The sequence below is a fragment of the Pseudomonas sp. Root562 genome, from assembly GCF_001427125.1.
Taxonomy (GTDB): domain Bacteria; phylum Pseudomonadota; class Gammaproteobacteria; order Pseudomonadales; family Pseudomonadaceae; genus Aquipseudomonas.
In genome coordinates, this window is the sequence record NZ_LMGK01000012.1 from 573,802 (window position 1) to 588,481 (window position 14,680).

Sequence of the window (14,680 nt, forward strand, 5' to 3'; positions counted from 1 at the left end):
CATGTATTCAGTGACGCTTCAACTATATGCCTCGGGTCGTTGGGAAGATGCGATGACGCTTGTGTTTGCGGACCCAGAGAAAGGTTTTGAGGGGCCCTGCCGGTTTGGCTACAAGACTGGATACGTGGCGGATAATCTCGAATTTGTCGACTCGCCTTTCAACAAAGCGGTGAGTGCCAGATTGCCGCTGAGCTGGGAAAGCGCTTCGCTGAAAAAAGCCCCGGCTTTCCTGCACGATATAGCGCCGGCGGGCGCGGCCAAGCGGTTTCTCATGAGTCGGGTAGGTCAGGACAAACCTGAAGGTATCAGCGCTGATCTGTTTTTACTGGGACGCAGCACTCCCGCGCCGATAGGTAACATGCGTATCAAAGAGTCTGCTGAGGCTGTAGATGACAGACCCGCGATGGGATTTCGACGTGACGAAGTGATCGCTCGAGACAGTACGTTTCTCGAGTACGCCTATGAACAGGGTGCGGCCATTGGTGGCGCGACGGGCGCAGGAGGGGAGGCTCCCAAGCTGCTCATGTCCCGGGGGCGGGATGGATTGCTGTATCCAGACGCTGTATTGAGCGACGATCAAGTGGAGCAACACTGGTTTGTAAAGTTCGCTCGCAACCGGGCTACTCAGACCGATCAGATCATTCTCAAAAGCGAATTTCACTACTACAAGGCATTGCACGCCTTGGGAATCGACACGATCGCATTGGACGGGCTTGCGTTTGAGCAGGCGACCAAACCCAGCCTGTGGATGAAGCGATTCGATCGAAGTGTGAATGATCTGGGGGTTGAGCGCTCTGCAGTGGAGTCGATCTACTCGCTGGCGGGTGTTGTGGTGCCAGGCAGTTACATGAACCATCTGGAAGTGATCCAGCTCCTGGCCCGACTTTGGGCGCAGGCCGGGCAGGAAGAGCAAATCCCCGAGCTGATATCTGAATATTTGCGACGAGACTTGATCAACAAGATTCTGGGCAATTCCGATAACCACGGTCGCAATACATCAATTATCCGCGGCAGCGATTCCTTCCGTCTGGCACCGATTTACGATTTGGCGCCGATGGTCATGGACGACGAAGGTGTCACACGTACGACCAAGTGGCCTAAAGGCCTTGAGGTGGCGGGGGAAGTGAAATGGCGTGAAGTGTGTGATTCATTGGCGCAGATTGGCGATCCGCAAGCACTGTATGAAGGCCTGCGGGAAGACGCTGCCCGGTTCATGGCTTTGCCCGATATGCTTGCCGCTGATGGCCTTCCCGAAGCCACAATGAACCATCCGGCTATTGCCTTGAGAAACCTTGAGCAGCGTTTGAAAAGCTGGGGGCTGAAATGACCATTACCATTGACGCCCGGGCTCTGTTGATCGAAAGCATCCAGGAAGGATTGGCGCAAGGCACTCTCGAAATCGGTGAAGCCGTCCGGCGTTTGCGCACGGAAGTCACCGGTTTGCACCAAACCCAATTTGCCAAAATGTGCAAGATTTCCGTGCGCACGTTGGTGCATATCGAGCACGGCGAAGGCAATCAGACCCTGAAGTCGCTGAACGCCGTGTTCCGCCCGTTTGGCTTGAAAATGGGAGTGGTGCGAGTTCGGCGTGATATCAGCTGAAATTGCCCAATCACAGCTAACCCCTGTAAGAGCCAGCCTGCTGGCGAAGAACGTCCAGGCACCGAGTTCAGTCAGGCTTGGCGCATTATCGTTGGCACCCATCGCGAGCAGGCTCGCTCCTACAGCGGTGGTGCATCGAGTCGACTTACCTGCGGCACTCCACCAACGACTTCACCTGTCCCGCCCCTTTCTGGTTTTCATCACTCAACCACCGTTCAAACCCTGCCCCGATTGCCGGCCATTCCGAGTCCAGGATCGAATACCACGCCGTATCCCGATTCTGCCCCTTGACCACCATGTGCTGGCGGAACACACCTTCAAAGCTGAAACCCAGCCGCTCGGCTGCGTACTTGGAGCGGGCATTGGCGTTGTTGCACTTCCATTCCAGGCGGCGGTAACCCAGGGCAAAGGATTCCCGGGCGAGCAAATAAACCGCCTCGGTGCTTTTCGGCGAGCGCTGCATCGGCGCACCGAACGTCACGTGACCGATCTCGATCCGGCCTTGTGAAGGCACAATCGACATCAAACTGAGGATGCCTTGCACTTCACCGCTGGCACGGTCGATCACACTGAAGAAGTAGGGGTCGCTATTGGCTGCATGGTTGTTCAGCCAATCGTTGAAAGCACTGCGCTCGGGGAAGGGGCCGTAAGGCAGATAATCCCAGAGTTTCGGATCGGCGCCGGGGCCTTGCAGGGCGTTGAACAATTCATCGCCGTGGCGCGCCGGGTCGAGTTTTTCCAGGCGGATGAAACGCCCTTCGATGGTTTGAACCGACGGTGCCGGGACACCTTTCCAATCCGCGAGTGAAGTCGACATGTTGTTCTCCTTGAACCTTAAATGGCTTTGCGAAACTGGATGAAACCGGGGCGCTCGGCGATGCGCTCATAAAGCTGGATCGCGGTGGCGTTGGTTTCGTGAGTGAGCCAGTGGACCTTGCAGCAACCGTCCTGTTTGGCTGTTGCGTAAACGAATTCGATCAGTTGTCGGCCGACGCCGGTACCACGGGTTTCGGGCGCTACCAGCAGGTCTTGCAGGTAGCAGGAGTTTTCGATGCTCCAGTTCGAACGATGGTAGATGAAATGCACCATGCCCACCGCTTTGCCGTCGGCCCAGGCCAGCGCGGCGTGGGTGGGTTCGTTTGGATCGAGCATGCGTTGCCAGGTGCTTTGGCTGACGGCGTCCGGCAGTTCGGTGTTGTAGAAGCGCAGGTAGGTTTGCCACAGCGGTAGCCAAGCTGCGTGATCGCCGGCGGTGACTGGGCGAATGTCGATCTGACTCATGGTGATTTCCTTAGCGCATCAATTGAGCGAGGGTCTGGTCATTGACGTCGGAGCTGGCAGCCAGGCCTTCGCGTACGCCCGCGATGTCGGCGGGGGCGCGGTTCTGGCTGAGTTTGCGTTTGCCCTCGAGACGGTCGATGGGAATGGCGAAACCGACGATGGCCTTGAGCATGCCGTCGATGTAATCGGCGGGGGCATCGGCCACTGACCATGGCTGGGCGCGGCCAGCTTCATGACGGTCGGTGAGGGTGCTGACAATGTCGAGCAGCCGCCCGCCATCGCTGAAGGTTTCGGCACGGCCATAGGCATGTACCGCGACGTAGTTCCAGGTGGGCACGACTTTGCCGTGTTCGGCCTTGCTCGGATAGAAGCCAGGGCTGACGTAGGCATCGGGGCCGGCAAAAATCAGCAGGGCTTCAGCGCCGTCGCGCAGGTCTTTCCACTGTGGATTGGCTTTGGCCAAGTGTCCGTACAGCGTGCCGTTCGAGCCCTGTTCGCAGTGCAGCAGAACCGGTACATGACTGGCTTGCAGGCCACTTTCACCGTGGGTCACCAAAATGGCGAGCCGGCTGGCGAGCATCAGTTCATGCAGTTGGGACAACTCGTCGATGGCAAAGGCACGTGGCGTGTACATGAAGATATTTTCCTTGGCGAATGCCTGCATCCTAGGCAGGCTATTGGTCTGTTGTAAGAGCCATTAACGACCAATTTCATAGGTCCATTGTCATGACTACCGAACCACTGTCCCTTTCGTTCAACCCGGCGGGCATCGAACTTGACCGCCGCCAGGGGCTGAGTCGGCAGCTGTATCAGGCATTGCGCCTGCGGGTGCTGGATGGGCGACTGGCCAGTGGCACCCGTCTTCCCGCCAGCCGCGATCTGGCGGCGGCTCTGGCGATTTCCCGCAACAGTGTGGTACGCGCCTACGACCAACTGTATGCCGAAGGCTTCATCGAGGGACGAGTCGGCGATGGGACCTATGTCGCGCAATTACCTCAGAATGCGTTGCCGGCAAAAAAATTATCCACAAAAGTATCCACAGGGTTGTCAACAGGCTTACCCACAACCTTATCCACAAATTGGCTGGATTTACCTGTTGATTCATCCAGCAAAGTTATCCACAGCGGTGCGTTGGGTCGCGTAGAAAAGAACCATTTACCGAGTCCACCAAGCGGGCCTCCGCGGGCATTCAGGGTTGGCGTTCCGGCCTTTGACCTTTTTCCTTTCGAGGTGTGGGCCAAGCTGAATGCGGCTTTCTGGCGAAAACCGGATTTGCAGCAGCTGTGTTACGGCGACCCCGCAGGTGATGCGCGTCTGCGTGGGATGATTGCCGCGTACTTGCGCAGTTCCCGGGGCATGCAGTGCACGGCTGAACAAATTGTGATCACCAGTGGTGCGCAGCAGGGGATCAGCCTTTGTGCACAGTTGCTGGTCGAACCTGGCGATGGTGTGGCGATTGAGAATCCCGGTTATCGCGCGGCGGGTCATGCGTTCGCCGTGGCCGGTGCCCGATTGCACGGGGTGGCGGTGGACAGTGACGGTATCGATTGCAACGAATTGAACGGCATCGTGGATTGTCGTTTGGCCTATGTCACACCTTCGCATCAATACCCGACGGGGGTGGTGATGAGTCTGGCGCGGCGGCTCGAGTTATTGGCCTGGGCCGAGAAAACCCAAGGCTGGATTGTCGAGGACGATTACGATGGCGAGTACCGTTACAGCGGCGCGCCACTGGCACCGCTGGCCGCGCTGGATCGTCACGGGCGCGTGCTCTACGTTGGCACGTTCGGCAAAGTGGCTTTCCCGGCATTGCGCCTGGGTTATCTGGTGTTGCCAACGGCACTGGTGGACGCTTTCAGCCAGCGTCGCGCGGTCGATGTCCGGCACTCCGAGGTCAGCACCCAGGCCGTCATGGCCGAATTCATGGCGGCCGGGCATTTCCAGCGGCACATCCGCCGTATGCGCCGCGCCGCGTTGAGTCGTCGCAATACGCTGCTGGCCAACTGGCCCTCGGACATTCCCGGGGTGGGCAGCCTGCCGAGTGTCGCGGCAGGGTTGCACGTGACGGTGGCAGTCGATACTCAGGCCCGTGAACGTGAACTGATTGAGGCTGCCGCCGGCGTCGATGTCGAGATCAACGGCCTGAGCAGTTACTGGCTAGCGGATTCGAGCACTTCGGCGGATCAGCGGGCAGGGCTGGTGCTGGGATTTGCGGCGGTGCCGGAAGCGGCTATCGCGTCAGCGCTTGTGCGTTTGCGCAGTGCCTGGTGCCGGTAAAGGGCGGGTCCGCGGACCCGCCCCTCTATGAGTCACTGGGGCTCGAGTTGCAGGAACAATGATTGGGTGGAAGCACTGGTGATTCGACGCAGTACGTAGTCGATGGGTTGCAGCGTTGCCAATTGTTCTCGAAGCTCGGTATCCAGCGTCGCCAGGTATTTTTCCGATACTTTCAGATGCGCTGCTGTGGGGTGGGCGGCATCGCTCTCAAGTGTTTCGTAGTGGAAGTGCGCAACCCACAGTTCCTGGTCATTGTCGGTAGCGTCGAGAATCCGGTACTCCTGAAAGTAGTCCTTGCGCCCCGTGGTTCTGATCCGGCCTTGCTCGTTGCGCAGGATTTTGACCTGTCGGTTTTCGTGCAACCATTGGAAGTACTCCTGCCTTGGCTTGCGCTTCTTGAGCATTTTTGTGCGTGTCTTGATGCCCTCTTTGCGGAGTCTGTCAGCCCTGCCGCGCAATTCCAGGCTCAGGCCGGCTACGGGAGGAGGTTGTTTGCCGGCACTTCTGATGTTGCTCATGGCCTGTTCGACGCTTGTGGCGGACTCTTCCAGTTTGCGCGCCTGTTGATCGAACAGGTCCTGTACATCGGCAGGGATTCGATTTGCACGTTCGGCGTCCCGATTGATGCGCTTGGTGAATTCGTTTGCGTCCACGTTGAGGTTCAGGCCGGCAGCGATGGTGGCGAGATCATCCAGCGCGGGTTTGGCGGGCTTGGCGCTTTTGGGAACGAGCTTCTGGAATAACTCCTCTTTTTTCTCCTGCCCGGATGTTTGCGGGGCTTCGCTTTCGACGACGCGTGGGCGGGTCTTGGTGACTTTGACCTTGGGCCGCGACGGGCCTGCAACAGCAGGTCGGGAAGGTTGATGGATGAAAGCTTCTTCGGCTTCAGGAAGCAGTTGGTTGAGCTGGTTCAGCGTCAGTGTTTGAAATTCCGAGATCAGCACTTGAAGGTGGTCGAGCGCCGATTGGTGAACCATCCCGGGGTATCGGGCTGGCAGATCCTTAATACACTGAAGTGCATCGGCATAGATGTCGGCCAGCCTGGACAGCTTTTGGATGCGCGCCTCGGGCGGCTCGGTATTGCTCGGCTGTTTCATCATTTCAGCAACTTCATGGCTGGCGTCGGCGGCGTCCTCCACCATGCTGACGATCGCCGTTCGAGCTTCGGACATGGTTTCGCCAGATGCCTCTTGGATGCACTGTTCGTAGGCCATGCCCACTTCATTGGCTTTGAAGTCCAGGCGAGTGAATTTCGGCAAGAGTTTTGTCAGATCGGCGATTCTGGTAAGCCCGACATGGCCCAGTACCTGGAGACCTGTCAGGGTGGTTTGTGACTGTTCCAAGCGTTCGACGATGGCGTCTCCCAATGCGATTGCCTCTCGGATGTCGGTCAGATCCGCTCGTACCGGCTCACCCGTGTTCAAAGGCGCTTGCGCCAGCAGTTTCTGCATGATCCGGGCGTACTGGTTTTTCTTTACCGTAAACCAGAGTGAAAGGAACTTTTGCTGCACGGTGGTGAGGCGCATTAACTCGTAGGTGTACCCGGTTTCCCCGCCCAGCGAACGCCATTCGCTCAACTGTTCGAGGGCTTTTCCATAACTTGTTTTCAGCTCGTCGAGTTTGTCGGTGTAGAGCCTGGTCGCTGCTTCGAGATTCTCGGTGGAAGCCTGAGTCATGCTCGTCTGAAGGAGATTGAGTGCTTGCTGTTGGGTTTCTTCCTGGCTTCTGAACGCCTCCAATTGAGTATCAAGTTCCGCTTTGCGTTTTTCCTTGGCTAGCTTCAGGGCTTTCAAACGGCTTTTCGGGCCACCGCCGCGCAGGCGCAGCCGCGTATCGACAAACCATTTGCCATGGGGGCCACGAGCCAACAACGGCCCGGTACGTTTGGCGTCATCGGGACTGACAATCTGCACGTCTTCGTCGTCATTGACGGTGACCTGAAACCAGCGTTCACCTACCTGGGCGTAGTGTGTTTCGTTAAGTTCATACAGATGGGGCGGCTTGTTGTTCAGCGTCTTCATCTCGATATTGTTCAGGTCCGGCGCAGAGACGCTGAGCTTGTCCAGATAGGTGCCCAATGACGGGGTCGAGCGACGAGGCACCGATACACCGGTCTCCAGAGAGGAGGTATGGCTGTCGGGCAATTGATCAAAAGATACTGAAGGGGCCATGGAAATTTTCGCAGGTACAGGCTTGGGCGATTGCGGTGTTACTGGAGCTGACGGCAGGTCCCACGCCGGTTTTTTGCGTACACGCCTGGTCCATTCACTGTGACGCTGCTGGTAAGCGCGGTGAGTCAGCACAATGGCCAGCGTCACCAGCACATCACCCAATGAGCTCCATTCGATCAGCGTGTCGCCTTGTTCATGGGCGTCGAGTGCTTGCTGGATCTCGCTGATGCTTTGCCACACCCAGACGGCGGTCCCCACAGGCCCGCTCAAGAACGTCGAGGCAACGTTGAAAATCGCCCAGGCGCTGTCCTTCAAAAGTGTCCAGCGTCTTTCCTCATTGGACACTGATGACCGATCCGCCTGCTCTGCCATGGCATTGGCGTTGCTGGTGAACAATGCGGACAGCAAGTCGCCAGTGATCTCCTCGGTGTCCAGATCGATAGGTCCCGCCAGGTCCAGGCTGAATAACGTCGAGATACCGGACTGAGTCGCCAGCCAAGGTGAAGGCAACCCTACGGGAAAAACGTATTGCGCATATTCGAAGCTCAGCGCCGGTGTCGGCAGCCAGGCCAGTACGCAATCGCGCAGCTCGCCCGGTTGGTGCAGGGCGTAAACCAGGTTTGCCTGCGAGGCAAATTGTATTAACGGTTGCTCGAACAGTGGCCGGTAAAGCAGGCAGGGAGCGTCTGTTTTTTGCCGCGGGCCGATGATGAACATGTTGCTGACGGTGTCACCGCCGGACAGCAGGCGATGCCGAGGCTTGAACGTGAGAGGGCGAATGACGATATCGGAATGAGGTTGTGGAGGTTTTCCCTGTGCGACGTCCATCAACTCGCTAATGTAGCGATAGCCAGTCTCGTCAACACCACCCAATTGTTGAAGCATGCATTCCAGTGCATTGAGCCGCAGCAAGTCGGGCAATTGATCGATGTAGCGCTGTTTCTGAATCGCGGCTTGCACCGAATCATCGATCAGTTTGTTCCTCAGCAACTTCGGGTAGATCTCGCCGATATTGACCTTGGCGGCGATGTCGACCAGATAATCGACAGTCAGCCAATCGGGCACCAGCGTGTTGTTTTTGAAACTCAACTCGGCCCGGTAGGGCGCGGTATTTTGCAGGGCGAAATCACCCAGGTTTTCGGTATACCGGTCTTGCGGATTGGGCAAGGTGAGCCCGCCGACGGTGAAGCTGTTGGTGACAGTGATTTGCAGATCATCAAGCGGCAGTCGTGAGGCCCCGTCACTGGTTTTGTCCTTGACGATGGCTTCGCGCATGGCGGTCTGCGCATACACACTGATCAGAGGAATGTCGTTTGCGCTTGAGCTGTTGCGCAGTTTTCCAAGGCGGGCAAGGCAGTGGCTGTAGTCTTGCAAATGACTGGGCGAGGCATTGGATAACCAATCGGGAATGGCCGCCTCAAGCTGCTCGATACGGTTTTTGTCGCTAGTGCTGAAATGCTCAGCCGGGGTGGCTGCCGTACGCAAGCCCGGGGGTGTTGCGGTCCTGGCGGTCGAGACCGGAGGGACGAGTGCATTAATGGCGTCCATTTGAGAGGCTATCAGCGCCCAGGCCATATGATCGAAAACGTTGCCGTCGGGCTCGACCAGTCGCCACTTCAGCGTGCGCCCTGCCAGGTCGATGTCGATCCGGTCAGGCAGCGTCGCGCCCAGTTGCTCCAGAGAATCGAAGGCTTCGTAACCGCTTTCCACTGTGTACAGCATGATCTGTTCACGCTGTTTGTAAGTGGCCTGCAGTGCAATCGCACCGCCGAGCATTAGATGAACGCCTTCGTTGTTGTCCACGTCGATCAGGCAGGCTTTGATACCGGGAATTTCAGTATTTTTCCGGGCTCGTTCGGTTTTGTCCGGATAGTTGTACACCGCACGGGCCACCGTACATTGATCGACATTCCAGCCCTTTACCTGTTGGACATCAAATGCGTTTTTCAGCGTCTCGCAGAGTCCATGCCATCGCGGTTGGTCGCTGACTGTTTCATTCCAGAACGCCAGTGCGCGCTGTTGAAACTCGACCATCAACAGGGCGGCGTGGTCGTTGAGCAGTTGGGCAATGTCTTCGACACTGACAGCAAGATGAACGGGGTCGCTGGTCAATGGGCTGTGCGTCAGGAAATGCTCACCCTCGATGAAATTGGCGACACCTGCGCTCCAGCTCAAACGCACCAGCGCATGGGTCAATGTTTCCACGGAGGGAGAGGCGGCACTCAGCGTTCCATTGGTCATGCGCCATTGCGGCGTCACAATCAGTGTCTGGTCGGGGTCAATGTCGAGCAGTGGATAAAGTTTTTTCAGTGCTTCGCTCAGCACCTGCGAGCTGGCATCGTCGAGGGAAGGCCCCTGATTGGTCAGGCTGACCAGCTTGCTTCTGTCCAGCAACAGTGTTGCGTTGTTTGCGGAGGTGCTTGTGGATTCTCGGGTCATGGTCATTTTCCTTTTTGACCGGCATGGGGGCGGCCGCCAGCCTGCGATACGGGCATCACAGCCCGATGAGATGGAGGCAGGCAGGCGACAGCGTTTGAAAGGACCCACCGACAGGTGAGTCTGCAGCAGCGATCAGGTGGAGGTGGATGTCTTGGCGAAGAACAGTGATCGGGCCAACTGAGGGCTGATCCTGCTGCGATAGATTTCGATTGCGTCCTGGTTGCTGGTGCTGGCCCCGATATCGACACGACCCAGCAGCCGTTGCTCGCGGGTTTTCAGATGCGCTGCGGTGTAGGACTGGACGTCGTCCTTGAGCTGGGCGTAGTGAAAGTGGGCATACCAAAGCGCATTTGCGGAGGTGGCGTCACGCACTTCGTATTCCTGCAGATAGTCCCGGCGCTGCCCTTTGAGTCGACGTCGGTCTCCCACCGGCACGATATCGACTTCGCCTTTGCTGTGTAGCCATTCGACGCGTGCAGCGGTGGGCGGTTGCCGTTTGGTCATTTCAAGCCGCAACCGATGGCCTTCGGCATACAGTAGCGCGGTTTGCGTGGCCAGTTGCGTCAGTACCGATTGCGCCTCGTTTGTATGATCTTGCGTGGTATTGCTTTGCATGAGCGCTGCGTTGATCGCCTTGGTGGCTTCTTCAAGGCGAGAAGCTTGTTGGTGGAATGCTTCCTCTATTTCCACCGGGAGCTGCCAGGATTGTTTTGAGTCTGCTTCGGTACGTTGAATAAAGGCGGGTAGCGCATCCAGCAATGCTTTACCCGCCTTTATGCGTGCCCCGGGATCAGGCAGGCGCGTTTTCGGCGCCTGCGGTTTCATCGTCAAACGTTCGACCCAGACCCCGGGGGTCTTTTCATGGAAGGTGGCGATCACTTTGCCGGTCACCGGCGCGGTGACATCCACAAGGACCATGTGACCGGGCGCGGTTTTGCGGGTCTGGCCGATCACCGTACCTTTGAAGCGCGTTGTGATGACCCTTTTGTTTGACGTCGATGTGGTGCGTGACGGGCCGGGTACAGGCTCCAGGAGTTGCTGTTCGCGCAGCAGGTCCGCCAGATGCCCGACGGTCTGCTGATTGAACTCGTCGATACGACCCTGCAATCGCGTAAATTGCGTTTGCACGATCTGCTCCTGGTTGGCTGTAGAGAAGCTCTTGAGGCGTTGTTCGATAGCGGCGAACTGGTCGATCAGGTTGTTCAAGGCCTCAATCCGTTCATCCGTGCGCAACAGCTGCGCATCACCCATCAACTCCATTGCACTGTTCACCGTCAGGTCGGCGTCTTCGACAATCTGCTCGAGTGATGCTTTGGCACTGGACAGTTCGGCCGTTTCGCCAGATTTGACGCACACCTCGCGAGCCAGCGTGACTTGAAGGGACTTGAGGTCCGGAAGGTCGAATTTTGGCAGTTTCTTTTGATACTCAAGGGACAGCTGCTCGGCTTTCTTGCCCAGGCGCGTCAATTCCTTGAAGCGCAACTGAGCGAACTCGACCTTCTCGATAACGCCTTGGGTCAGGTCCGACATGTTTTCAAACGTCCCGGCGGGAGGCGATTGGGCACTGTCTTCTTTGGCATCGAGATGTTCCAGGGTCAACTTCAGGGCATCGACGAACGCCGGGTATTTCTCGTCGATCCAGGTCTGGTTGAAAAACAGTTGAGTTCCCAGCATCTCGATCATCGCGTCACGATAGTTACGCACATCCTCGACCAGGTTGAGTGATTTGAGTTTCTCGATGGTGATTTCATATTCACCGATGCGCTCCTCGAGTTTGTCGAGAAATGTTTGTTTAGCTGCATCCCTTGCATCTGCGGAAGCCTTTTTCATGGTGTTGTAGGCATCGGTAATACTTTGGCGTTTGGACGCCATCTGCGCATCGAAAACCGCCAGGTGAGCCTTGATCTCGGTGATTTTGGTGGCGTTGGCTTTTTGCAATGCCTTGAGCCTGCTTTTCTTGCCACCGCCACGCAGTCGCAGCCTGATATCGATGACCCAATCGCCTCTGGAATTGTTGATCAACAAGGGGCCGGTGATGGAAGGTTGTTTGCGGGTATCAACGATTTGCACGATTTCATCGTCGTTCAGGAAGACTTCGAACCATCGTTCGCCTACCGGGGCATAGTATTTGGACTGATGTTCATAAAGGTGTTTGTGCCAGCCTTCGGTGCTGGCCGCTCCCAGCCCCGGCGGTTTGGGGATTTTGTACCGGTCCAGGGTTGGCCCCAGCCCTGCGCTGTTGCTATTGAGTACGGTCGCGGGGTGGAGTGAGGTCTGGTGTTCGGCCGGCAGATAATCATCCTCAATATCAGGTAACTGGATGCTGGCCGGGGTCTGCGGCGGAGGGTTTTTCTGCGCGCCGCCAATAACGGCTGTTTCGGTCTTCGCAGGGCGCGCGCGCGCCGGTTGGCGTCGGGCGGTCGCCTGATGAGCCAGCACCATGCCCAGGGTCAGGAACAAGTCGGTCAGGGCAGACCATTGTGCTGGCGTATCCTGGTTTTCCCGGGCATCAATGCCTTCTTGCAGGTCGTCCAGAATCTGCCAGATCCACGCAGCCGTTCCGGCGGTTCGACCGAGAAAAGGCAACACGGCGCTGAAGATCATCCAGGCGCGTTGTTTGAAGCTGGCCCAGCGGCTTTCGGCGTTGGATACCGAATCCCGCTCGCTCTTCATGATCAGCGCATTGGCGTTGGCCTTGAACAGTTTCATCAGGCGGTCGTGCTCGATCACTTTTTGCCCGAGCGACACCGGTCCGCTCATCCGCAGGGAAATGGTCGGGTCGGCCAACAGTTGTGACACCGTCCAGACCGAAGGCAATTCACCCGGGAAGACATACTGCGAATAATTGAACCGAACATCGTCCGCCAACCATGCCAGGGTAGATTCGCGAAGCTCCTTGTCGTGTTTGATCGCATACAGCAGGTTGGCGGCCGAGGGGTACTGAGTCAACGCTTGTGCAAGCAGTGGGCGATAGAGAATGCAAGGCCCATTGGCCATGTCCCGCGGCCCGATCACAAACATGTTGGTGACTTCATCAGGGGTTTTGTTTTTATCCTGGCCGGTGATGAACGCCAGCGGACGGATGACGATCTCATGCCCGTCGACCCAGCGGTCGGCCTTCAGCACATTCATTGCCGCCACGATGTAGCGATAGCCCTTTTCGTCAATGCCATGTTCGCCAAGAATTTTGCTTTGCAATGCTTGTAGCGCCAGCTGAATACGCAGGTTACTGGCGTAGAGGCGTTGACGGCGCAGCGATTCAAGCGGGTCATCCAACAGCTTGCTCTTGACCTGTGCGGGGTAGGTCGCACCGATATCGACGGCGCTGATGGCCGTCTTGACATAGTCGGGCGTCATCCAGGTCGGCACTGCTGTGCCGTCCTTGTATCGCACCGACTGGTTGCCCAGCGGAAGGGCGATGAGGTTTTCGAGTGCCAGCTCGGCAAGGTCCAGGCGATTGGTCTGGTTCATGCCAGGGGCCGTGAATGCCCCCCAGACCACTTGACTCTCGATAACGATCTCAATGTTCTCAAGCTTCATGCCGGCAACGTCACTGTGGCTTTTGAGCATGTGGGCTCGAAGGGCATCCAGTGCGAATGTCTTGATCGGAGCAATATCGTCGTCGAAGGATTTTCCGCTGTTGCGCAGTTGCAGCAATGCCAGATCGAACAGGTGTCGACTGTAGCAACCCAGATCGAATGGCGAAGCGTTGTTCAGCCATTCGGGGATCAGACGCTGCACCTTTACGAAGTGCGAAACCTGTTCGGTCTGAGTTGTACCGCTCACCTGCGCTGCGGCACGGGCAGGCGTCGTGAACACCGGTTTGCTGTCCCGTTGTCCAAACTCCAGGCCGGCAATCGCATCAGTTTGCAGGGCAATCAGCGCGACGGCCTGATGATCAAAAAAATTCCCGGAGGGTTCGAACAGGCGCCATTGAAGCTTGGCTTCGGGTGGCATTTTTTCAACATACTTCGGCAAATCCTCGCCGAGTTTTTCCAGCGACTCATAGGTCCCGAACCCCGAAGCGATGGAGTGGGTCAGGATGATTGTGCGTGTCTCGACGGTGCCGATCACGACGGTCAGATCCGTACGATTGAGATGGCTGGATACGGTTCCATCGAGCCGGTCGAGGTCGATCAGGCAGACCCGAATCTTGTAGGTGTCGTGCTCAGTGCGTGTTTTCGCATCGGGATAGTCGAAAACATTGCGCGCGATCGCCAGTTGATGCGCATCCCAGCCTTCCACCTTTTGTACATTCCAGACCTGCCGCAGTGACTGCGACAACGCTTGCCAACGCAAAGTGGAACCTTGAGTGGTCTGGTCCCAGTATTCGAGTTGTTGTTCCTGATAGGCCACCAACAGCACGGGCGACAGTTTATTGATCAGACGCCCTATGGCATCGATCCTGACCGGTAGGTGGATGGGCGTTTTCGTTCTGGGATTCAGGCTCAGGTAATGCTCGCCGTCGAGGTAGGTCACAGACTCGCCTGAACCGGCGTGCCGCAACAGCGCATCCGTCAGTGACTCGAATCGCAGGGTTCCGGGCCGGACGGCCCCGGCGACGATTTTCCAGCTCGGTGTAACGACCATCGCCATTGCGGGGTCGATGTTCAACTGTGGATACAGCTTTTTCAGATCGTCTCGAAGAATACGGGTGGCGACCTCCCTGATAGAGGGGCCGGTGACCAGTTGGGTGAGCAGATCACTTGGGTCGCTGGAGGCCTGATCAGGCTCGACAGCATTCGTTTCGGTAGAGGCCATGTGCGTTCCTTGCTGAGGGACTGGGACGTGCGCGTCAACGCGCCGCTCAGGTTCGGAAGGTAACGTGGGGTGGGATGGGGCGTGCGGTACTTAAATATCGTCCGGAAAAAAAGACCCGCCATAAGCGTAATGCTGTTCACTTAAGGACG

General features: G+C 57.3%; 8 protein-coding genes. 3 read left to right on the plus strand and 5 right to left on the minus strand.

Annotated elements, in window-relative coordinates:
• Position 1: 1 nt before the first annotated feature.
• The gene (locus ASD60_RS12685; RefSeq protein WP_056854326.1) at positions 2–1,327 is read left to right on the plus strand and encodes a HipA domain-containing protein; all 1,326 of its coding nucleotides are present in this window, start codon (positions 2–4) and stop codon (positions 1,325–1,327) included.
• Positions 1,324–1,602: a helix-turn-helix domain-containing protein gene (locus ASD60_RS12690; protein WP_056854327.1), complete on the plus strand. Its 279-nt coding sequence runs from the start codon at positions 1,324–1,326 to the stop codon at positions 1,600–1,602. Before ASD60_RS12685 ends, ASD60_RS12690 begins: the two co-directional genes overlap by 4 nt.
• A 145-nt stretch (positions 1,603–1,747) precedes the next feature.
• Here ASD60_RS12690 and ASD60_RS12695 read toward each other — a convergent pair whose 3' ends face one another.
• The 3 genes from ASD60_RS12695 to ASD60_RS12705 are packed head-to-tail and all read right to left on the minus strand — an operon-like array spanning position 1,748 to position 3,517.
• Positions 1,748–2,419, minus strand: a complete 672-nt coding sequence (locus ASD60_RS12695) for a GNAT family N-acetyltransferase (protein WP_056854328.1) — start codon at positions 2,417–2,419, stop codon at positions 1,748–1,750.
• A 17-nt stretch (positions 2,420–2,436) separates the two neighbouring features.
• Positions 2,437–2,883 (minus strand): GNAT family N-acetyltransferase, encoded by a 447-nt coding sequence (locus ASD60_RS12700; RefSeq protein ID WP_056854329.1) that lies wholly within the window; start codon positions 2,881–2,883, stop codon positions 2,437–2,439.
• Between the two features lie 10 nt (positions 2,884–2,893).
• Positions 2,894–3,517 carry an FMN-binding negative transcriptional regulator gene (locus tag ASD60_RS12705; RefSeq protein ID WP_056854330.1) on the minus strand — a complete coding sequence of 208 codons (624 nt, stop codon included), beginning with the start codon at positions 3,515–3,517 and terminating at the stop codon, positions 2,894–2,896.
• A 92-nt stretch (positions 3,518–3,609) separates the two neighbouring features.
• Between ASD60_RS12705 and pdxR the strand changes: the two genes are divergently transcribed.
• Positions 3,610–5,160: a MocR-like pyridoxine biosynthesis transcription factor PdxR gene (gene pdxR / locus ASD60_RS12710; RefSeq protein WP_056854331.1), complete on the plus strand. Its 1,551-nt coding sequence runs from the start codon at positions 3,610–3,612 to the stop codon at positions 5,158–5,160.
• 32 nt (positions 5,161–5,192) lie between these two features.
• Here pdxR and ASD60_RS12715 read toward each other — a convergent pair whose 3' ends face one another.
• Both ASD60_RS12715 and ASD60_RS12720 read right to left on the minus strand, forming a co-directional pair.
• Complete coding sequence (locus tag ASD60_RS12715; protein WP_056854332.1) at positions 5,193–9,770, minus strand: dermonecrotic toxin domain-containing protein; 4,578 nt, start codon at positions 9,768–9,770, stop codon at positions 5,193–5,195.
• 132 nt (positions 9,771–9,902) lie between these two features.
• Positions 9,903–14,531, minus strand: a complete 4,629-nt coding sequence (locus ASD60_RS12720) for a dermonecrotic toxin domain-containing protein (protein WP_056854333.1) — start codon at positions 14,529–14,531, stop codon at positions 9,903–9,905.
• Positions 14,532–14,680: the final 149 nt, after the last annotated feature.